The sequence below is a fragment of the Burkholderia sp. Nafp2/4-1b genome, from assembly GCF_003635165.1.
GTDB lineage: Bacteria > Pseudomonadota > Gammaproteobacteria > Burkholderiales > Burkholderiaceae > Burkholderia.
On record NZ_ML058597.1, the window covers coordinates 19365 to 40361 of the forward strand.

Below are 20997 nucleotides of genomic sequence, written 5' to 3' on the forward strand. Positions count from 1 at the left end.
GATCGTTGCACGTACACGCATCGGAGTACGGACGAACATGGCGTTTTCGCCGCGTTATCGTCCTTTCATACGATTCTTCGGCAGTATCACGGGAAGGGCCTCGGTTCGCTCGTTCCATTCCGCGCACGGTTCATGCCTCGCTGTGAATCGACCGGACGGGATGCTAGTTGATGATCTCGCCCATGCCGGTTTCGATGCGGATCCTGAGCTGCTCGATGAACTCCGGGTCGTAGGGTTCCCAGCTATCGAGTTCGCCAACGACTTTCAACGGCAGTGCGCTTCGATACGATCGCGTCGGATTGCCCGGGAATTTCTTGTCCGTCACGTTCGGGTCGTTTTCGAATTCCCCGGTGGGCTCGACGATGTAGACCCGCGGCTTGCCGTCGCCTTTGGCCATTTCCGCGGCAAGGCCGGCGCCTTTGGGCAGCGCAGTGAAATAAACATGGTTCATCACGACGTCGTCCCGATAATTCGATCGGAATCCTGCGGTCAGCAAGTCGCCGATCCGCAAATTCGCTTTCGTGCCATGAAAAAACGGGCCGGTGTCCAGAACGGTCATGGTTGCTCGTTCGCAAAATTGCGCGGAGGCGTCTAAGCGCGCCGCGCGCTCGCCACCCGCGCGACCGCTCCGATCGCATCGCTGACCAGCACCGCGAGCAGCCCGACGATCACGCCGCCTTGCAGCACGAACGCGGTGTTCGACGTCTGCAGGCCCGCGATGATCACGTCGCCGAGCCCGCGCGCGGCGACCGTCGAACCGATCGTTGCGGTGCCCAGGTTGATCACGACCGCGAGCCGGATACCGTTCACGATCACCGGAAACGCGAGCGGCAGCTCGACCGATACCAGTTGCTGCCAGCCGCTCATCCCCATCCCGCGCGCGGCGTCGACGACGTCGCGCGGCACGTCCTCGAGCCCCGCGATCGTGCTCTCGAAAATAGGAAGGAGCCCGTACAACACCAGCGCGATCAGCACGGGTTTCAACCCGAAGCCGACGGCCGGCACCGCGAGCGCGAGCACCGCGACGGGCGGAAAGGTCTGGCCGATGTCGACGACGCTGCGCGCAACCGGCAGGAAATCCGCGCCGGCCGGCCGCGTGACCGCGATGCCGGCCGCGACCGCGACGAGCGTGCCGATCAGGCTCGACAGCGCGACGGTGCCGAGATGCGCGAGCGTGAGATCGAGTAGGCTCGCGCGATCGTAGATGACCGGTGCGCCGTTGTCCGCGAACGGCGCGAACACGCCCTGCAGCCACGCGGGGCGCAGCAGCAGCACGAGCAGCAGCGCCAGCGCTGCCGCACGTGCGACGTACGCAGGCAACCGTCGCGGCAGGGTCGAAGCGGCGCGCCCCGTCGTCATGCGGGCTGCCTCGCGTGTGCGCGGATCGCGTCGAGCGTGATGCGGCGTGCAGCGTGCCCGTCGCCGTCGCCGACCGGCAACGCGTCGACTCCGCGCCACAGCAGCTCGGACACCGCGTCGCGCAGCGTGCGCGTCGCGGCGATCGGTTCGCCGTCGGCATGGCCGGGTTCGGCCACCGCATCGATCGGCGTCAGCGCGAGCAGGCGCAGCGGCCGGTCGACGCCGGCGACGAGCTGCTCGACGACACCCGCTGCCGGCTTGCCGAGAATCTCGGCCGGCGACGCGACCTGCAGCAGGCGGCCGCCGTCCATTACCGCGATCGTGTCACCGAGCTTCAGCGCTTCCTCGATATCGTGCGTGACGATCACGACCGTGATGCCGAGGCGGCGCTGCAGCGCGTACAGGTCGTCCTGCGCCTTGTTGCGGATGATCGGATCGAGCGCGCCGAACGGCTCGTCCATCAGCAGCATCGCGGGCTCGGCCGCGAGCGCACGCGCGACGCCGACGCGCTGCTGCTGGCCGCCCGACAGTTCGTGCGGCAGTTTGCCTGCGAACTCGGACGGCGCGAGGTGAAACAGGTCGAGCAGTTCGCGCACGCGCGCGTCGATGCGCTGCGCCGGCCAGCCGAGCAGGCGCGGCACGGTCGCGATGTTGCGCGCGACGCTCCAGTGCGGAAACAGCCCGTGCCCCTGGATCACGTAGCCGATGCGTCGGCGCAGCTGCTCGGGCGGCACGCTTGCGGTGTCCACGCCGTCGATGCGGATCGTGCCGTTGGTCGGCGCGATCAGCCGGTTGATCATCCGCAGCAGCGTCGACTTGCCGCTGCCCGATGCACCGACCAGTGCGGTGATCGTGCCGTGCTTCATCGTCATCGATACGTCGTCGACGGCGACGACGTCGCCGAAGCGTTTGCCGATGCGTTCGATCTCGATCATGCAGTACGTCCCTTCGCGAGCGTGGTCGCGGCTTCGAACACGACGGCGGCCGCCAGCGCGAGCGCAATGGTCGGGATTGCGCCGAGCAGCACGAGATCGGCGGCCGATTGCCCGATCCCCTGGAAGATGAAGGTGCCGAACCCGCCGCCGCCGATCAGCGCGGCGACCGCGGTCAGGCCGATGTTCTGCACGAGCACGATGCGCACGCCGCTCAGGATCACGGGCAGCGCGAGCACGAGGTCGACGCGCAGCAACCGCTGCGCGCGCGTCATGCCCATTGCACGTGCCGCTTCGGTCACGTGCGGCGGCACCTGTTCCAGCCCGACCACGACGCTCGACGCGATCGGCAGCAGCGAGTAGAGAAACAGGGCGAGCACGGCCGGCGCGACACCGATCCCGCGAATGCCGAGCGCTGCCGCGAGCGGCACGTGCGCGGCGAGCAGGCCGAGCGGCGCCATCATCAGCCCGTACATCGCGATGCTCGGAATCGTCTGAACGATGTTGAGCACCGGCATCACGACGGTGCGCACCGGTGCGACCCGCGCGCATGCGATGCCGAGCGGCAGGCCGGCGACGAGCGCGGCCGCGACCGAGCCGCCCGCCAGCGAGACGTGCCGGCTTGCCTCGCGCCAGAAGTCGTCGCTGCGCACCGCGTATTCGCGCATCACGGACAGGCCGTCCCACCAGCCGCTCGCGAGCGGCAGCGAAATCGCTGCTATTGCGACGACGAGCGCGACGAGCCGCCGCCATGGTCCGAACGCGAGCCGCGCGAGGGCGTCCGCGACGAGCACGGCCCATGCGAACAGCAGCAGCCAGACGCCGGCCGCGGGCGACACGCGCGCGAGCATGTCGTCGGGCGCGACGACGTGCGCCGCGGCCGCACCGACCGCATACGCGAGCGTTGCAAGCCACGCGCAGCCGGCCGCGAGCCGCCATGCGGGACGGCTCGCCGTCATCGCCCACAGCGCGCCGACGATCCATAGCGCGGTGAGCGCGGCGCCTTGCCCGGCGGGCAGCGCGGCGAACACCGGCAGCCCGGTGCCGGCCGCGATGCGGTTCGGTCGCAGCACCATGAACGGCATGCCGAACACCGCGACGATCGTCAGGACGCCGATCAGGATGCCGACCTTGTCGAGCGTGATGCGCCGCGCGGACGCCACCGCGCGACCCGTCACTTAACGAAGCCCTTCGACTTCAGGTAGCTCTTCGCCACGCCGGCCGCCGGTTCGCCGTTGATCTGGATGCGTGCGTTCAGCGATTGCAGCGTCTTCAGGTCGAGGCTCTCGAACACGGGCTTCAGAACGTCGGCGATCTGCGGATGCGCTTTCAGCACGGTTTCGCGAATCACCGGCGTCGGCGCGTAGACGGGCTGCACGTGCTTGTCGTCGTCGAGCACGACGAGGCCGCTCGATGAAATCCCGCCGTCGGTGCCGTACACCATCGCCGCGTTCACGCCGTCGGTCTGGTTCGCGGCGGCCTTGATCGTCGCGGCCGTGTCGCCGCCCGACAGCACGACGAGCTGCTCGGGTTTCAGCTTGAAGCTGTATGCCTTCTCGAACGACGGCAGCGCCGATGCGCTGTTCACGAATTCGGCCGACGCCGCGAGCTTCAGCTTGCCGCCGCCCGCGATCCACTTGCCGAAATCGGAGAAGGTCTTCAGATGCTGGGATTGCGCCACCTGTGCAAGCACGGCGACGCCCCACGTGTTGTTCGCGGGCGCCGGCGTGAGCCACACCAGATGGTTCGCCGCGTAGTCGAGCTTCTTCGCGGTCTCGTAGCCTTGGTTCGCGTTCTTCCATACGGGGTCGTCGGCCTTGTTGAAGAAGAACGCGGCGTTGCCCGTGTATTCGGGGTAGACGTCGATTTCGCCGCTCGTGAGCGCCTTGCGCACGATCGGCGTCGTGCCGAGCGCGATCTTTTCGGTGACGGGGATGCCGTGGGCCTTCAGCACCTGGGCGATGATGTTGCCGAGCAGGTTGCCTTCGGTGTCGATCTTCGACGACACCACGACGGGTGTGTCGGCGTGTGCGCCGGGCGCGACGACAGCGGCGGCGAACGCGAGGCCCAGGATTCGGGCGTGCAGGGCGAGCTTCATCGGGGCCAACTCCAGAACGGGGACGTACGCCGAAAGTTACTTGACTGAGTCGGCTTTGGCAAACCGCGTGCGGCTGGACGTCCACAGCCGGCGTGGGGATAACCCGCGCGCGCCACGTGCCGTTGTTACACTGGAACGAATTCCCGCCTGCGGACATTTGCTGACATGAAGCCCGAACTGCTGGTCCTCATCGCATTGCGCGGCGACGCGCATCGCGAGATCGCCGCGTCGTACGACGTGCGCCATGCCCCGACGCCCGACGCGCGCGAACGCGCGATCGCCGAACACGGCAGCACGATTCGCGCGGTGCTGACCAACGGCAGCACGGGGCTGACGGCCGACGAGATCGACCGGTTGCCGCAGCTCACGTTCGTCAGCGCACTCGGGGCGGGCTACGAGCATATCGATGTCGCGCATGCGAAGGCGCGCGGCATCACAGTGGTGACGGGCGCGGGCACCAACGACGATTGTGTTGCCGATCACGCATTCGCGCTGCTGCTGGCGGGGGTGCGCAACGTCGTGCAGCTCGATGCGAAAACCCGCGCGGGCGTGTGGCGCGACGCGCTGCAGATGCCGCCGAACGTGTCGGGCAAGAAGCTCGGCATCGTCGGGCTCGGCAAGATCGGCGAGAAATGCGCGCGTCGCGCGGCCGGCTTCGACATCGAGATCGGGTATCACAACCGTTCCGCGAAGGATGTTCGTTACCGCTATTTCGAGCGTGTGGACGCGCTCGCGCAGTGGGCCGATTTCCTGATCGTCGCGACGCCGGGCGGTGCTGGCACGCGTCATCTGATCGATCGCGCGGTGCTCGATGCGCTTGGTCCCGACGGATTTCTCGTCAACGTGTCGCGCGGCAGCGTTGTCGATACCGCTGCTTTGGCAGACGCGCTGCGCGAACGGCGCATCGCGGGCGCAGGACTCGACGTGTACGAAGGCGAGCCGGAGCCGCCGCGCGCGCTGATCGATCTGGACAATATCGTGCTCACGCCGCACATGGGCGGCTGGTCGCCGGAAGCGTTCGATCGCTCGGTGCAGCAGTTTCTCGACAATGCCGCGCGGCATTTCGCAGGGGAGCCGGTGCTGACGCCGGTGTGATCGCCGGGCGGCGGCGTCCACCGATTCGTCCGCTTCGTGCCAGCCGCGAGGCAGCTCCCGCTCATCGCGGGGATTGCGCAGGAACAGGACCGAGCGACCGTCGCGGACGGTGGCTTTGGCGCTGACGGGAATCGTGCGGGCTCGCCGTAGGCATTCGATTTCCGCAGCCTGTCGCAGGTGTTCCCTTGGTGCAGCGATTCCCCCGCCCGCATCGACGGGCATGCAGGCGGGGGAGGCGGTGCCGTTACGCCGGGAGCCGGGGCACGACTACGCGCCCGCCGACGGCGAAGCCAGCGGCACCGTCACCGACGTGCCGGCCGGATCGAGCGTCAGGCCTGTGCCCGGCGTCGGCCGCAGCGTCGCCTCGTAGTCGCTGGAGAGGACGACGAGCCCCAGCCGGTGGCCGGCTTCCAGCTTGTAGTCGCGCGGCATGAACGTCAGTTTCAGGTCGTACGGCATGCCGGGCAACACGGGTTGCGACACCCACTCGGAGAGCCGGTTGCGCGGATCGGTCCACGCGCGCGTGACGATCGTCGCCGTGCCGTCCGGCGCGCGGTCGACCAGCAGGGCCGTGACGTTCGCGACGCCCGTGAAGGTCAGCCTGACGCGCGCGGTCGCGGCGCCGGAAATGCGCGTTGCGGCCGTCAGCGGTGCGGTCTCGAAGCGGCTGCGGTTTTCGCCCGTCGGCGTATTCGCCAGCGTGAGCGCGGGAATGCGCGCATCGTCGGTGAAGCGCGCGAGCGGGCCGCCGTTCGGCAGCCGCAGCAGCGTGCCGGTGCTCGCGCCGTCGCCGCCTGCGAAGTACGTGACGGGCGTCGCGTGGCGCGCGGCCCAGTCGGCCTCTTTCAGCAGCGTGCCGTCCGCCTGCGCGATCACCGCGCGCGAATCCTGCTCGACGCCGTTGTCATAGCCGATCAGGTAGCGCGTGAACCACCGGTTCACCTCCGCGGTCCATGCGTCGGCCATCGCCGGCACGCGGGTCGGGTCGGTGTGCTTCAGGCGATGCAGCCACAGCTGGGTCGGCACGCCCTGGCGTCGCATCGCCAGATACCACGACGTCGACTGGTCGACGCGCACGTTGTCGTCGGTCAACCCCTGCGCGACGAGCGCCGGCGCGACCGCGAACGCGGTCGGGATGTCGCGTGCGGCCCAGAACGGCGAATAGTCGCCGGTCTTGCGATCTTCCTGCTGCAGCGCTTCGTCGATCAGGTGCGTGCAGCGCTCCGGATGCGCGTTCGTCAGCAGCGCCTTGATGTACACGTCGACATCCTCGCCCTGATAGCCTTCCGGCGCGCGCACGAGGCCGCCCGAGCGATAGTAGCCGTACATGTTCGACAGCCCGGCGATCGGCACGATCGCATCGAGCCCGCGCGTGCGCAGGCTCGCGACCATCTTGGGCAGCGTGCCGTCGTACGACACGCCATACATGCCGACGTGACCGGTCGACCAGTTCGCGACGACCGTCTTGCCGTTCGCGTCCTTCGCGGTCGCATCGCGGCCGAGCCAGCGGATCACCGACGCCATCGCGACCGATTCGTCGCGCGTCAGGATCGTCGGGCAGCCGTCCGAACCGGCGGTGCCGAGCGAATCCGCGTAGACGATCGTGAAGCCGCGCGGGATGAAGTAGCTTTCGATCCACGAGCGGCCGGCGGCGGCTGCTTCGAGCTGCTGTAGCATCCGGCCTTGCGGTGCGGCGGCCTGGATCCGCGTGGATGCCCCGCCGGGGGCGGCCGCAGCTGCCGTTGCCGCCGGATGCGGCGTGCCGTCGAGTTCGACGTCGACGTCGTGGTCGGGGCTGTCGGCGAGCCCCGCGTAATACGGGCTCGCGAGCACGATGACGGGCGTGCGTGCGCCGTTCGCGGTCTCGGACGGCCGCACGATGCGTACGTGAATGCGGTCGCGCGTGCCGTCGCCGTCCGAATCGACCGGCGTGTCGACCCACGCGTTCTCTTCGATCGTGCCGCCCGACAGCGACGGCTGCACCTGGCCGTTGCTGATCACCGGCTGGTAGCGTCCGCCGCTGGCCGGATTCGCGTATGGCACGCCGGATGGCGAAAAGCGCGACGCGAGCGCTTGCGTATTGGACGCATCGGCCGCGGCGGCGCCCTCCTGTTGGCCCTGCGCGAGCGCTGACACGCCCGCCACGCTGCCGCCGTCGTCGCCGCCGCACGCGGCGAGCGTCGTGGCCGCCACGAGCGCGGGCAGCCATGCGCGCCGCATTCCGGTTCGATGAATGTTCATTGAATCGACCTCGTCTCTTGTGATTGTGTGGAACCGGCCGGCTCGCGATACGCCCCCTGCGGCCTGGCCGGGTGCTGCGCTGGATGAAGCGGAACTGCACCATCAAAAACGGCGAGACATGCGAGGGTCCCGGCCGGTGCCGGCGCACGTCAGGCGGCGCGCATCCGGCCGGCGTCGAGGCGAGCGCGTCGCCTCGAACGGAAGTGTCAGTGCGGCGGTTCGCCGCGAATGCAGGAGTGCGAATCAAATGCGGGCATGCCCATGCTTCCTTCAGGTTTCGGATGAAACGGAACGGCACGATGCGATGAGGCGGGAATGTTGCGAACGGCGGTGCTGCAACGGCAGGAAAGCGCGACGCGAGTCGGCACGCTGGCCGGATTGCTTTCCGGAAGCTTGCGCAAAAGTTATCTCAGTGAAATGTCCGTGTCAAACTTTTTTAGTCGTAGTCAAATAAAGTTTCGATGCGGGTGTGGCATGCGCGCTCAACTTCCGGCAATCCGTCTGTAAACAGCGCAAAACATGCTGAATCGAGATCACGTAACACCGCCGATTGCGGCTACTCGTCGCGCAGCGCCTCGGCCGGCCGCACCCGCGCGGCGCGCCAGCTCGGGTACAGCGTCGCGACGCACGACATCAGGAACGCCGCCGACGCGATTTCGATCACGTCGATCGCCGACAGCTTCGACGGCAGCGAGCTGAGGAAATAGACGGACGGTGTCAGGAAGCGGATGCCGAGCAACTGCTCGACCGCCGGCAGCACCCACGGGATGCTCACCGCGATCGCGCAGCCGAGCGCGACGCCCGCCAGCGTGCCGGCGAGGCCGATCGTCATCCCCTGGATCGCGAAGATCTTCATGATCGAGCGGGGCGGCGCGCCGAGCGTGCGCAGGATCGCGATGTCGCCCTGCTTCTGCGTGACGGTCATCACGAGCGACGACACGAGGTTGAACGCGGCGACCGCGACGATCAGCATCAGGATCAGCGACAGCATCCGTTTCTGCAGCCGCTCGGCTTCGAACCACGTGCGGTTCTGCCGCGTCCAGTCGCGGATGTACAGGTTGCCCGACAGCGTGTGCGACAGCGCGAGCGCGATCTCCGGCGCGCGCTGCAGATCGTCGATGCGCAGCCGGATGCCGGTCGGCGCGGGCACGTTGGACAGTTGCTGCGCGTCGCGAATGTGGATGTACGCGAGCGAGCTGTCGTACTGGTAGTGGCCCGACTCGAACGTGCCGACCACGTTGAACTGGCGGAACCGCGGCAGCGCGTCGCCGAGGCGCGCGGTGTTGCCGGGCGCGAAGAACGTGATGCGGTCGCCGATCTTCACGTGCAGCGCGTCGGCGAGCGCGGCGCCGAGCACGATGCCCATCTCGCCCGGCACGAGCGCGTCGAGGCGGCCGGTCTTCAGCTTGCGCGCGATCTCGGACACGCGCGGTTCGAGCACCGGATCGATGCCGCGCAGCGCGACACCCGTCACGTTGCCCGCGTTCGTCAGCAGCGCCTGCGCATCGACATAGGGTGCGACGGCACGCACCGCAGCATTCTGCAACGATTCGTGCGCTGTGAGCCGCCAGTCGGGCATCGAGCCGGACGGCGAAAAGATTTCCACGTGCGCGAGCACCGACAGCATCCGGTCGCGCACCTCGGTGCGAAAGCCGTTCATCACCGACAGCACGACGATCAGCGCGGCCACGCCGAGCGCGATGCCGGCCATCGCGGCGCCGGCGATGAACGACACGAAGCCGTCGCCGGCCGAGCGCCGGCCGCCGCGCGCGTAACGCAGCCCGATCTGCCATTCGAACGGGAGTTTCAAGCGGTTTCCTTTCATGTCGATTCAATCCTGCCGAGCCGCGCATTCTAGCGAACGCGGAGCGACCGCGTGCAGAGGTCGGGCGAAGGCCCGATGTACTGGAAGACCGACACGTCGTGGTCGTTCCGCGACGCGTGGACGGCCGGCGTGCTCGGCCCGTATGTGCTGGTCGTGTGGGTCGGCAATTTCGACGATTCGACCCATACCGCGTTCGTCGCGGTCGATGCGGGCGCGCCGCTGGTCTTTCAGGTCGTCGATGCGATGAATGCCGAGCGGCCGCTCGTCGAGCCGCCGCGCGAGGTGCCGCCGCGCCTGAAGCGCGATCACGGGCGCAGCGACCAGCGGCCGTTGGACGTAGGGCTGGAGCAGTAGGCGCGGCTCGCGCGCGCCGATTCAGACGCTGTAGCCGATCCGCAGGACACCCCATGGCCGTCCGCCGACGACGATCGGCGCGGACACGTCCTTCATCAGCGCGAACTGGCCGTTGCCCATGTCGCGGCGATAGGTCTGCAACAGGAACGGCTTGCTGTGCGACACGGACATGCGCGCCGTCCGGTCCGCATAGATCCGGCGGTTCCGGCAGTTCGCCGCGTTCCACGCGGCGTCCGCGCGCTGCGGCAGCGAAAACTTCCGGTTGTGGGTCGGCAGGTAGCACTGCCGGTCGAAGCTCGCGCAATAGACGATGCGTTCGTCGACCTCGAGCACCGGCTCCTGGACGGCCGGCAGCACGCGATCGGTAAACGCCGTGAAGCGCGTCATGAACTGCTGCGGGTCGGTGCCGGGAATCGGTTCGTAGTGCGTGTCGAAGAGCGCGTCGAGTGCGATATCGCCGCGACCGACCGCCTCCTCGAAGAGTTTGCTGATCGCGGCGGCCGTGCTCCGAGCGGTGTCGATCAGGCGAGTGTCGGGCGATTCGATGCCGGTCGCGGCGGTGAGCTCGATCAGTGTCTCGGAGACGGAGAGCAGATTGCCGAGCCGGTCCTTGGCCTGCGAGAAGTTGTCGCTCGAGTTCTTGACGCCGGACGCCATCTCGCCCACCTGTTCGTCGAGACGGTGACACTGCGTCTCGATCTCGTCCGTCAGCGACGCGATCTGTTCGGCCTCGCCGGCGAGCTCGGTGATCGCGTGGCCGGTCACGTGCACGACTTCGCCGATCGTGCGCGTGCCCTCGCGCACGCGGTGCGCGCGTGCGGCGTTGTCGGTTCCTTCAGCGATCAGGTGTTCGGTCTGCTCGGCGAGCCGCGCGAGAGTCGTCTCGATCTGGGCCGTCGCCTGCCCGGTCTTCGCGGACAGGTTCTTGACCTCGGCCGCGACGACCGCGAAGCTGCGACCCGACTCGCCGGCGCGCGCGGCCTCGATCGCGGCGTTCAGCGCGAGCAGGTGGGTCTGGCGCGCGATGACGGAAATCTCCTCGGACACCGCCCGCACATGGTCGAGCGCGTCGCGCAGTGCGCCCATCTGGTCGCTGATCGTGGTGACGCCCTCGACGAGCCCGTGAATGTCCGCGAGCGACGCCTCGATCGTCTGCTGCGACTGCCGGACCGCATTCGACGCGTTGGCGCTGACGTCGCGCACCTGCTGCGCGGCCTCGGCGATCCGGTGGTTGCCGCGCAGCGTGAGGGCAGCCGACTCGCGCAGCGTGTGACAGACCTCCGCCTGCCGGGCGACACGGGCCGCGACTTCCTCGACGTGACCCGATACGTCGCAGATCTCGATGCCGAGCCTGCCGGCCTGCTCGGCGATGTCGCCGACGAGCGCGCGCGACGAGCGGCGGCCGCGGCCGATTCCGAAGAGGTTCACGTTGCTGGGTCTCCTTGAGGGCACGCGCGCCGGGTTCCCGACGGATGTTGGGTGTGCGTTCCTGACTTGACGGCCGTACGGCCGCGGACTTGAGGTGGGGTAAACATCGAGATCGGCATGCCGGATGGCGGGGCCGGCGCCGGCCCCGTGCCACCGTCGATTTTTTGCAGCCGAAAGAATTCTCTCGCGCAATGAGGGGCGGTGTGAGATTGCCGACGGCGCGTGGCGAGTCAATAACGACGGCGGGGGCGAGCGATGCAACACGGGGCGATGGACATCGGAGCGATCGATATGCAGTCCTCTCCATGCCGTGTGCATGATTTGCACGGGCCACCACGGCACCACGCTCGTCGAACGCGAGAGCGAAGCGGCGGGCCTGGCCGTCGCCGCGCGGGCCGTGACCGGCAGCGGCTATCCGTGCCGCGATGCGGCGGCGTGCGACGCTGTGCCGGCGAGCCGCCGCGCGGCGCACGCAAGGAATGGGGCGCCGGCGCCGATCCGGGTGCACGTACCGATCACGTTCGCTCTCGACGAATGACCGGCGCGGGCGACATCACCCGTCACCCGCCTTCGCCTGCAGATCCTTCAATCCCTGAATCACGACCAGCAGCGCGCGCCCGTGCTCGTCCGACCCGTCCCACGCGTCGACGATCGCGTCGCGCAGCAGATCGTTGTAGCGGCGGCGTGCCGGACCGGTATCGACGCCGTAGAAACTGCATAGCTTGTTGAATGGCGCGCTGCGCCGCAGCCGATGCCCGTTCGACAGTCGCAGGCGCGACACGGTCGGCTGGCTGACCCCGGAAAGTCGCGCGATTTCGCTGGACGAGCGCGTGTCCGCCATCAGACGGCGTAGCAAGTCTTGTACAGGAAAATCGTGATCCGGGGCTTCCATGCGATGCATTATACCTATACAGTTACGGTTGTTGAATGGGCTTGCTGTCACCGGCGAGGCTGTATCCCGAGAAAGTTGATGACACTGAAACACCTCCCTCCCACGTTCTGCTGGACGAAGATCGGTACCGAGTCCGGCGAGGAACTGCCGACCGTCGTGCTCCGCAAGGAATGGGAGCGCCGGCTTGGGGGCGGGCGTTTTCTGTGGGGCATCAACCAGCCGCTCGGCAACAGCGCGCAAGTCGCCGCGCATCGCACGGGCTCGCTGCTCGCGCTGTTTTCGCCGGTCGCGTCGCGCACGCGTGCGGGCGAGCGCAAGCGGGAGAACGCGCTGCTGTGGAATGCTTGGGTCGACGCGAGCGGCCAGGTACGGCCGCTGCCGCCGCATACGTTCATCGCGAGTCGCTCGACGCTCCCATCGGGCCGGCGTCGCGAGCAGCACTACGCGCTGGTTTGCGTGTCGTCCACTGCGCTGACGGTCGGCACGCAACTGCGCGTGTTCCCCGATCACCTGCGCAGCGTGAGCACCGGCAAACCGCTCGGCGTCGCGCAGGGCGCGGCCGTGGTCGACTGCATCGGGCGGGCGAAGGAGCAAACCGGCAAGAGCTATCCGCTCGCGCTGTCGGTCGAGCTCGAAGCACCGTATTTCGTGCGGCTCGCGCAGCCGTGCGTGCTGAAGGCGCGCGATCTCGCCGAGGTGAACAAGGCGACGCGCGCCGGCGATTTCGATCGCTTCGTCGAATTGGTCGCGCGCTTGCGCGGCAGGTCACCCACGGATGCCGTGCGTGGCGTTACGCGCGATCTGTTCGACGTGCCGCCGATCGAAACGGCGGCCGCCTATGTCGCGCCCACGCATGGCGCGCGACTGCGCAACCGGCCCGCGGCCGAGCATCCGCACGAGCACACCGGCGATCTGTTCGATCTTTCGTCCGGGGAAACCGCCACGTTCGGCACGCTCGCGCATCCGCGCATCGGGCGCGCGTGACGTTCGCGCCGCGCGTGCGTGGCGTGGGACAGGAGGCAGGGCCGCTGAATGCGCGTGCAACGGCACGCGCAAGAATTTGTTGCAATCTCGCCGTAGCGGATCTGCGCATGCGGAGCGACAATCGCCACGAAGCGCGCCGCGCGGTGGCGCGTGCATCGACAGGCTGCTCGCCGTCGTTCACGCGGCCGACATGCGCACCACGCACACTGAGCGTCGGCTTGCTTCACACAGCAACCCTGAGGGAGAAGTGTCGATGTCGACCCACATCTGTTCGCGGGAAGCCCAGGCCGCGCAGCGCTTCGTCGAAGCGACGCGCAACGTCGATCAGGCGTTTCGCGCCGTACGCGGCGAAAGCGACGACGACATCTCGTCAGCCGAATATGCGCGCGCGATGTCGCGGCTCGATCGCGCGCTCGACGAGCTCGCACGTGCGCAGGAATTTTTCGATCGCGTTGTGAGCGCCGACGCGGCGCACGGCAATTGAACTGAATTCGCGGTTCTGCGTCCGCTTGTGCCGCTGTCGTATTCCGTTTTTTAGGCGCCGCGTCGTTGGAGGTTGGACGTTCGACGTCCGGCACCTCATGCTTCATCGTCCGCCGGCCCGCGATCGCAGCGTCGCATCATGCCGGCGAGCCGCGGGCCTGCGGCTTCATCAGACGACCCTCACACCTTGCGCCCTTCGACCGGATAACCGGGATCGGTGTACCCATGCGTGGCCATCGACGCGCACCTGCAGCGTGTCGTCGCCGCGCGCGAGTTCCCACGCGTACAGCGCGCCGTGCGTCGGCAGGCGCAGGTTGATGCAGTCGTGAGCGACGAGATCCTGCGGCGTCGCGGGCTGCGCGCGTTCGGCGAAATACGCGGACGCGCCGACGATGGCCATCTTCAGGTCGGGCGAGATGCGCACCGCGATCATGTCCTTCGCGACCTGATCGCCGAGCCGCACGCCGATGTCGAAGCGCTCCGCGACGATGTCGGACAGCCCGTAGTCGGTCACGAACTCGACCTTCAGGTCGCGGTAGTCGCGCAGGATCGGCGACAGCTTCGGCCACAGCAGCGTGCGGATCGCGTAGTCGGTCGCGTTGATGCGCACGGTGCCGGACGGCTTGTCGCGCAGCTCGGCGAGCGCGGACAGTTCGGCGTCGATTTCGTCGAAGCGCGGCGCGAGATTCTGCAGCAGGCGCTCGCCGGCTTCGGTCGGTGCGACGCTGCGTGTCGTGCTCGTGAGGAGGCGCACGCCGAGACGTGTCTCGAGCGAGCGGATCGTATGGCTGAGTGCGGATTGTGACACGCCGAGCCGGGCGGCGGCGCGCGTGAAGCTGCGCTCGCGCGCGACGGCGATGAAGGCAAGCAGGTCCGCAAAGTTGTCGCGCGGCATGGAGGAAGTCGGGTGGTCGATGCCTGCGCATCCTACCATCGGGCCCGTCGCGCGATGCGGCGCCGCGACGATGTGGCAACGCGGCCAACGCACCGCACGCGTCGGCGCGTGTCGCGTCAGGAAGGCCGGGTCCTACGCGTAACCGCCATGCTGGAACGACGCCGCGAAGAATTGCATCTGATAGCGGATCGCGTGTGCCCAATAGTCCCACGTATGGCCGCCCGGACGCTCCGCATAGTCGTGCGGCACGCCGAGCGCGACGAGCCGTTGGTGCAGCGTGCGGTTCGAGCCGACGAACGAGTCGTCGCGGCCGCAGTCGATCGTCAGGTCCAGGTGCGCGCGGACGAACGCGCGGGCGTTTTCGACGATCGCGTTGCGGTTCCAGAACGACGGATGGCGGCCGGGGTCGCCGAACACGTGATCGATGCCGGGCTCGTCCTCGCAGCAGCGCGGATCGACCGCGCCGCTGATGCTGCCGACCGCACCGAACGTGTCGGGCCGGTCGAGCGCGATGCGCAACGCGCCGAAGCCGCCCATGCTGAGCCCGGTGATCGCGCGTGCGCCCTTGGTCGCGATCGTCCTGAAGTGCATGTCCATGTACGACACGACTTCATCGCCGACGAAGGTTTCGTAGCGGCTGCCCGAGTCGAACGGGCTGTCGATGTACCAGCTTTCGTGTCCGCCGTCGGGCATCACAAGGATCACGTGATAGCGATCGGCCAGCGCGGCGATCCGCGTGTTCGCGGTCCAGTCGGTGTGGTCGCCGCCGGAGCCGTGCAGCAGATAGACGACCGGAAAGCGCTCGACGCCGCGTACGGGGCCGTGGTGCAGGCGCGCGTAGTCGTCTGGCAGCACGACGGTCGCTTGCAGCGTCTGGTTCATCGCCGCGCTCGGAATCGCGACGACCCGCGCCTGGAAGGCAAACGCGGGGCCTGCGGCGGCGAGCAGCAATAGTAGCCAGCACGTGCGTACCAGGTTCATGGAGCCTCGCATCGGGAAAACCCTGTTCGGCGACTCTAGCAACCGCGCCTTTCAACCAAATTTCGGCGAAACATACGAGGTTGTCAGGTGGCGCGCGCGTCAGCCGAGGCAGCGCGCGAGTGTCGCCCGGAACGCGGCCGGCCGCTCGGCCGGAATCAGGTGCCCGCAGTCGTCGATCGTCTCGAATCCGGCACAGCGTGCAAGCGCCCAATCGGGCACATGCCAGCCCGCGCGCGAGCGTTCGCCGGCGACGAGCCACACCGGATAGCGCGCGAACACGTCAGCGAGCTGCTGCAGATAGCCTGGTCCGCCCGTCGTCGCGACGACCGAGCGCCCCATCGCGCGCAGCGTCGACGCCGGCTGATGCGCGAGCCAGCGGTGTGCGTCGTCGAGCTGGCGCGGCGACGGATCCTCGATTGCGCCGCGCAGCCAGCCGGGCGGATCGCGGCGCAGGCCGTCGAGCATCGCGTCGGCCTGCGCGGGCGTCATGCGGCCGACCGATGCCGACCAGAATGCATCGTCGAGCGTGAAGTTGCCTTCGACGTTGACGATGCGGCGCACGCGCGCCGGATGCGCATGCGCGAACAGCATCGCGAGCGCGCCGCCGACCGAATGGCCGACGAGATCGACCGACCGCCGCGCGCCGAAGTGCGCGTCGACTGCCTGCCGCAGATGCTCGACCTGTGCGGCGAGCGTGATCGCATCGAACGGCGCGCCGCGATTGATGCCGTAGCCGAGGAGGTCGGGGGCGAGGTGCGGGCCGGGCCAGACGGGCACGTCGAACGTGCCGATGAAACCGTGGACGAACACGACCGGGACGGTGGGTTGGCTCATTCGGCGGTCGGCGAGGAAAGGGGCGGCAGTTTGAGTTCGGCGAGCAACTCGTCGAGTTCGAGCACGTGTGTACGATCGTGGTCGAGCAGTTCGCGCACGAGTTCGTCGAGCGACATCCGGCGGATACCCTCGCGCAGCCCGCAGCGTGCGAGGTCAGCCGGTTGCAGTGCGGCGGCCGTCGCGCATAGCGCGGCGCGGCCGTTTTGGAATGCGTCGAGTGCGTCGTCGAGCGGCTGTGAGAGGTAGTCGCGCTGCGCGGCGAGCGCGGTGCCATCGACGGACGCGATCACCGGCAGATCGTGCGTGCGTACGGCGTCGATGCGCTCGGCGAACACAGCGTCGAGGTCGCGCAGGTGGCACGCATGCTCGACGAGCGAGAAGCCGGTGCCGGCCGGGCGGCGCGTGCGGAGCGTGGCGGGCACATGTGCGGCATACGCCGCGATCCGCGCCGGCATCGCGGCCAGCGCCGCGACGAGGTCGGCGAACGGCAGCACATGAGGATACGCGCTGAACACCGCGCCGTAACTGAACAGCGCGCCGCCGATCCGGCCACGCGCCTGCACGACATCGTGCCCGCGGCGGCGCATCACGTCGGCGACCATCGCACCGCAGAACTGGCGGGCCGTCGTATCGGCTTCGATTTCCGGGAATTTGCGCGCGATCTCATGCTGGATCGCGCCGATCGCGGCGACGCCGACCCGCGATAGCGCCGCGAATTCGACATAGCGCTCGGGTTGCGCGATCAGCGCTTCGAGCTGCGCGCCGAGCGGCGTCGCGCGGAAACGGTCGAAACGGGAATGCATGATGACGGCCAGGCCTCCTCCAGTAACGTTTCAAAACGATACGTTACGCGAGGAGGGTTCGTCAATGCCGGCGATGCATTTCTTCGGAAGAGTCATACCACGGGCTGCCGCGTCGGTGCTACGCGGCGCCCGCTTTGCGCCCCGCTTACGCCCTCGAGTTGCCGTCCATCTCCGCACGCAGCCGTGCTTCCTGTTCCTGCAGTTCCGGCGTGAAAGCCTCGCCGAAGTCTTCGGGCGAGAAGATCTGACGAATCTCGATGTCCGATTCGGTGGGCATCGGATTCGGGCAGCGCTTGACCCATTCGACGGCTTCTTCCATCGAATTCACCTGCCACAGCCAGTAGCCGGCGATGAGTTCCTTGGTCTCGGCGAACGGGCCGTCGATGACGGTTCGGTCCTTGCCGGAGAAATGCACGCGCTTGCCGCGCGAGCTTGGATGCAGGCCTTCGCCGGCGAGCATCACGCCGGCTTTCACGAGTTCCTCGTTGTACTGGCCCATCGCGGCCAACAGTTCGGTATCGGGCATCGCACCCGATTCGGAAGAGGCCGTTGCCTTGACGATCACCATGACGCGCATTGTCGCTACTCCTTGAACGGGAAAGGGGCATTCGCTGATTCGCGATCGGCCGGCCGCGCGGCCGGCAAAACGCCCGGTTACGACACTACGACGCGCGACGATCGCGCGAATCGACATCGGGCCAAAAAATTTGCTGATGACCGGTGACCGGACAGGCGCGCGCCTGGGTGCGCACCGCCACACCGCCGCGCCGTCGATATCGCCCGTGTGCCCGACACCCCCGAACGCTTCCGGGCGCGATGGCCAAAAGCAGGCCCCGTGCATGCCGGCCCGCCAGCCCGCCGCTCACGCCGCCTTCACCTGCGCGTCCAGCACGCTGCGAATCCGGGCAGCGAGCTCGTCGCGGCGGTACGGCTTGCCGAGCAGTATGACGTCGGGGTCGAGCCGCCCGGCGTGGAAGATCTCGTCGCGCGTGTAGCCCGACGTGAACAGCACCGGCAGCGGCGGCGTGCGCAGCGACGCGCGGCGCGCGAGTTCGCCGCCCTTGATGCGGCCGGGCATGATCACGTCGGTAAACAGCAGGTCGATCGGCGTGCCGCTGTCGAGGATCCGCAATGCGGATTCGCCGTCGGATGCCGTGAGGACCTTGTAGCCGAGCTGCGCGAGCATGTCGACCACGGTGAGCCGGACGTCCGCGTCGTCCTCGACGACGAGGATGGTTTCGCGGCCCCGCACTGGATCGTGCTGCGGCGGGCGGGCCGGCTCCTCGGCTTGCGCATCCTGACAGCGCGGAAACGTGAGCCGCACGGTGGTGCCCTGGCCGGGCGTGCTGTCGATCGACGTGTGGCCGCCGCTTTGCTTCACGAAGCCGAACACCATGCTGAGCCCGAGCCCCGTGCCTTCGCCGTCGGCCTTGGTCGTGAAGAACGGTTCGAACACGCGTTCGAGCACGTCGGGCGTCATGCCGATGCCCGTGTCGGTAATTTCGAACGTCACGTATTCGCCGGGCGGCAACGGTGCGCGCCCTGTGTCCGGGGCGGGCGCGGGGCCCGAGTCGTTATATGCGGCGATCGTCAACGTGCCGTCGCCATGCATCGCATCGCGCGCGTTGATCGCGAGGTTCAGCAGCGCGTTCTCGAGCTGGTGGCGGTCGGCGAGCACGTTGCCGACGTCGGGTGCCAGCGCGACAACGATCCGCACGGTTTCGCCGAGCGCACGATGCAGCATCTCGCTCATGCCGTCGATCAGCCGGCGCGGATCGAGCACGGTCGGCGACAGCGGCTGGCGTCGCGCAAAGGCGAGCAGGTGCGATGCGAGCTGCGCGCCGCGCCGGACCGCGTTGTTCGCGCTTTCGATCCGCGGCTGCGCGCTCGCGCGTTCGCCGAGTTCGACGGCGAGGATCTGCAGGTTGCCGCTGATCACCTGCAGCACGTTGTTGAAGTCGTGCGCGATGCCGCCGGTCAGGCTGCCGATCGCTTCCATCTTCTGCGCGTGGCGCAACTGTTCCTCGATCGCCGCGCGCTCGGCGATCGCATCGGCCACACGCTGTTCGAGCGTTTCGGTCAGGCGCCGCAGCGCGTCGTTCGATGCATGCAGCGCCGCTTCCGCGCGTTCGCGATGGCGCGTGGCGAGCACGCGTTCGGTCGTCTCGACCACGACCGCGAGCACGCCGCCCGGCGCACCGTCGTCGTCGGGCAGCGGGCTGTAGTGCAAGTCCATCCAGACGTCTTCGGGCTGGCCGTTGCGCAGCAGCACGAGTTCCTTGTCGCGATACGACAGCGTGCCGCCCGCGAGGCAGGTGTTCATCACGTTGCGGTTGAAGTCGGCGACCTCGGGCCAGCCCAGTTCGACCGGCTGGCCGAGCAGATACGGATGGCGCCCGCCGGCGAACCCGGCGTACGCGTCGTTGTAGATCATGTAGCCGGGCTCGTCCCACAGCATCACCAGCGGCAGCGGCGACGCCAGCACGGTGCGGACAGCCGCTACGAGGCTCGGCGACCAGCTGTCAAGCGGCCCGAGCCCGGTCGTCGACCAGTCGAACGCAGCGACGCGCCGGGCCATTTCCCCTTCCCAGCCCGGACAACCGTGGTGCTGCGCGAACAACTCGACGTGCATGGATACGCTCCGATAAGGACATGGCGGCCGCGGCCTGCCGTGGCGGGCCGCCCAAGCCGATTCATTCTAGTTCAGTCGAGCGCCCGGCGCGCTCCGGAGCCGCCGGTCAAAGCTGGTATGCTGACCAGCATCACGTTCATGCGGAGGGCGCCATGGCAACGAAGGAAGTCTCGAAGAAAAAGTACCTGAAGATTCTGAACAAGCGCCTGCGAGCTGAGCCGAATGCACCGGCCGGCGCGTCATTCGTGTTCTTTCCGCTTGGCGCGAAGGCCAAGCATGCGACGGGCGTCGTAGCCGGCGAGCCGCGCAACAAGGCTGAACTGGCGGTAATGGCCGCCGTCCAGAGCAAGGCGGCCGCCGAATTCGTCGTGACCGGCGCCTGATCGACAACTCGCGGCAACCGGCGGCCATCTGCGGCAGCGCGTGCGCGCTACACCGCGGCCGTCGCCGCGTCGCAATGCGCGATCACCCCGGCGATCACGCGCGGAATGTCACGTGTGATCGCCGGGCCGTGCATCGGCAGGATGATGTCGAGATCGAGCGCCTGGATGCGGCGCAGCGCGCTCGCCAGGTGTGCGAGCGACGGCAGGTAGTCGGAGCGGGTGATCGCATCGAGAATCGCCGGCAGCGGATCGTCGGCGTCCTCCCGGCCGAAGCGCATCAGGATGTCCGACGACAGCAAGGCCTTGTACGCCGGCAGATACACGACGAGCGCATCCCATTGATGCACGTGTTTCGTGAAAACCGGCACGACGTCGATACCCGACAGCGTCATCGGCTCGCCGTCCTTCAGCGGGACCGCGCGTACGCCGAACACGTCGGCGAGCCCCCAGGTACACATCGGATGTCCGTACGCGACGAGCGCCGAATTGGCCGCGAGGAAGTCGGGTAGCGCGCCCATTTCGTCCGCTTCGAAGTGCGGAACGATCACGCTGCTGACCATCGACGGCGCGATGCCGACGGCGTCGAGCGCGGCGCTCAGCCGCGTGAAATTGTCGCGGGTGCCCGTTTCGACGCATAGCACGTCGCCGTGCGGCGAGCGGACGAAGAACTGGCTGAAGCACAGGTTCAGCGTGTCGACGTAGGTCGTCGCACGAAACAGGCCATCGCGGACGGCGTCGATTCGGGAGGCGCTCATCGGGATCCTCGCGCGGGGAATGG

Annotated in this window: 19 protein-coding genes and 2 pseudogenes; 5 read left to right on the forward strand and 16 right to left on the reverse strand. The window is 68.1% G+C overall.

Going from position 1 to position 20997, the window contains the following annotated elements; genetic code table 11:
• Positions 1–163: 163 nt before the first annotated feature.
• From arr to C7H84_RS00115, 5 genes are read right to left on the reverse strand one after another with little or no spacing between them, the layout of a single operon-like run.
• The gene (gene arr, locus C7H84_RS00095; RefSeq protein ID WP_121856829.1) at positions 164–559 is read right to left on the reverse strand and encodes an NAD(+)--rifampin ADP-ribosyltransferase; all 396 of its coding nucleotides are present in this window, start codon (positions 557–559) and stop codon (positions 164–166) included.
• Between the two features lie 32 nt (positions 560–591).
• Entirely contained in the window at positions 592–1359 is a 768-nt protein-coding gene (locus C7H84_RS00100; RefSeq protein WP_121856830.1) for an ABC transporter permease, read from the reverse strand.
• Positions 1356–2294, reverse strand: a complete 939-nt coding sequence (locus tag C7H84_RS00105) for an ABC transporter ATP-binding protein (RefSeq protein WP_121856831.1) — start codon at positions 2292–2294, stop codon at positions 1356–1358. Before C7H84_RS00105 ends, C7H84_RS00100 begins: the two co-directional genes overlap by 4 nt.
• A complete protein-coding gene (locus C7H84_RS00110; RefSeq protein ID WP_121856832.1) occupies positions 2291–3469 on the reverse strand; it encodes an ABC transporter permease in 1179 nt (392 codons plus the stop codon). The genes C7H84_RS00105 and C7H84_RS00110 overlap by 4 nt, the downstream gene beginning before the upstream one ends.
• Positions 3466–4389, reverse strand: a complete 924-nt coding sequence (locus C7H84_RS00115; protein ID WP_121856833.1) for an ABC transporter substrate-binding protein — start codon at positions 4387–4389, stop codon at positions 3466–3468. The genes C7H84_RS00110 and C7H84_RS00115 overlap by 4 nt, the downstream gene beginning before the upstream one ends.
• Positions 4390–4554: 165 nt before the next feature.
• Here C7H84_RS00115 and C7H84_RS00120 point away from each other — a divergent pair, with 165 nt between their 5' ends.
• Positions 4555–5484: a 2-hydroxyacid dehydrogenase gene (locus tag C7H84_RS00120; protein WP_121856834.1), complete on the forward strand. Its 930-nt coding sequence runs from the start codon at positions 4555–4557 to the stop codon at positions 5482–5484.
• Between the two features lie 267 nt (positions 5485–5751).
• On the opposite strand, the gene C7H84_RS00130 is transcribed toward C7H84_RS00120, so the two are convergent.
• Positions 5752–7725 (reverse strand): Xaa-Pro dipeptidyl-peptidase, encoded by a 1974-nt coding sequence (locus C7H84_RS00130; protein WP_121856835.1) that lies wholly within the window; start codon positions 7723–7725, stop codon positions 5752–5754.
• 556 nt (positions 7726–8281) lie between these two features.
• On the reverse strand, positions 8282–9550 hold the full coding sequence (locus C7H84_RS00140) for a lipoprotein-releasing ABC transporter permease subunit (RefSeq protein ID WP_121856837.1): 1269 nt from the start codon (positions 9548–9550) through the stop codon (positions 8282–8284).
• A gap of 72 nt (positions 9551–9622) precedes the next feature.
• Between C7H84_RS00140 and C7H84_RS00145 the strand changes: the two are divergent.
• A pseudogene (locus C7H84_RS00145) lies at positions 9623–9853 on the forward strand (hypothetical protein); the annotation flags it as partial.
• A gap of 72 nt (positions 9854–9925) precedes the next feature.
• On the opposite strand, the gene C7H84_RS00150 reads toward C7H84_RS00145, so the two are convergent.
• The gene (locus C7H84_RS00150; protein WP_121856838.1) at positions 9926–11332 is read right to left on the reverse strand and encodes a methyl-accepting chemotaxis protein; all 1407 of its coding nucleotides are present in this window, start codon (positions 11330–11332) and stop codon (positions 9926–9928) included.
• A 553-nt stretch (positions 11333–11885) separates the two neighbouring features.
• Positions 11886–12224, reverse strand: coding sequence for a helix-turn-helix transcriptional regulator (locus tag C7H84_RS00160; protein ID WP_121856840.1), 339 nt, complete (start codon positions 12222–12224; stop codon positions 11886–11888).
• 78 nt (positions 12225–12302) lie between these two features.
• Here C7H84_RS00160 and C7H84_RS00165 point away from each other — a divergent pair, with 78 nt between their 5' ends.
• Positions 12303–13208: a hypothetical protein gene (locus tag C7H84_RS00165; protein ID WP_121856841.1), complete on the forward strand. Its 906-nt coding sequence runs from the start codon at positions 12303–12305 to the stop codon at positions 13206–13208.
• A gap of 253 nt (positions 13209–13461) precedes the next feature.
• Entirely contained in the window at positions 13462–13692 is a 231-nt protein-coding gene (locus tag C7H84_RS00170; RefSeq protein ID WP_121857861.1) for a hypothetical protein, read from the forward strand.
• 231 nt (positions 13693–13923) lie between these two features.
• Here the strand turns inward: C7H84_RS00170 and C7H84_RS00175 are convergent.
• The 6 genes and pseudogenes from C7H84_RS00175 to C7H84_RS00200 all read right to left on the reverse strand — a co-directional run.
• Positions 13924–14586: pseudogene (locus C7H84_RS00175) on the reverse strand (LysR family transcriptional regulator); the annotation flags it as partial.
• A 132-nt stretch (positions 14587–14718) separates the two neighbouring features.
• Positions 14719–15567 carry an alpha/beta hydrolase family protein gene (locus C7H84_RS00180; RefSeq protein ID WP_205611379.1) on the reverse strand — a complete coding sequence of 283 codons (849 nt, stop codon included), beginning with the start codon at positions 15565–15567 and terminating at the stop codon, positions 14719–14721.
• A gap of 99 nt (positions 15568–15666) precedes the next feature.
• Entirely contained in the window at positions 15667–16401 is a 735-nt protein-coding gene (locus C7H84_RS00185) for an alpha/beta fold hydrolase (RefSeq protein ID WP_121856843.1), read from the reverse strand.
• A complete protein-coding gene (locus tag C7H84_RS00190; RefSeq protein ID WP_121856844.1) occupies positions 16398–17204 on the reverse strand; it encodes a DinB family protein in 807 nt (268 codons plus the stop codon). The genes C7H84_RS00185 and C7H84_RS00190 overlap by 4 nt, the downstream gene beginning before the upstream one ends.
• A gap of 145 nt (positions 17205–17349) precedes the next feature.
• A complete protein-coding gene (locus C7H84_RS00195) occupies positions 17350–17781 on the reverse strand; it encodes a YciI family protein (RefSeq protein ID WP_121856845.1) in 432 nt (143 codons plus the stop codon).
• A gap of 285 nt (positions 17782–18066) precedes the next feature.
• Complete coding sequence (locus C7H84_RS00200) at positions 18067–19836, reverse strand: ATP-binding protein (protein WP_121856846.1); 1770 nt, start codon at positions 19834–19836, stop codon at positions 18067–18069.
• Between the two features lie 152 nt (positions 19837–19988).
• Here C7H84_RS00200 and C7H84_RS00205 point away from each other — a divergent pair, with 152 nt between their 5' ends.
• Entirely contained in the window at positions 19989–20219 is a 231-nt protein-coding gene (locus C7H84_RS00205) for a hypothetical protein (RefSeq protein WP_121856847.1), read from the forward strand.
• 47 nt (positions 20220–20266) lie between these two features.
• On the opposite strand, the gene C7H84_RS00210 is transcribed toward C7H84_RS00205, so the two are convergent.
• On the reverse strand, positions 20267–20974 hold the full coding sequence (locus C7H84_RS00210) for an MBL fold metallo-hydrolase (protein WP_121856848.1): 708 nt from the start codon (positions 20972–20974) through the stop codon (positions 20267–20269).
• Positions 20975–20997 lie beyond the last annotated feature (23 nt).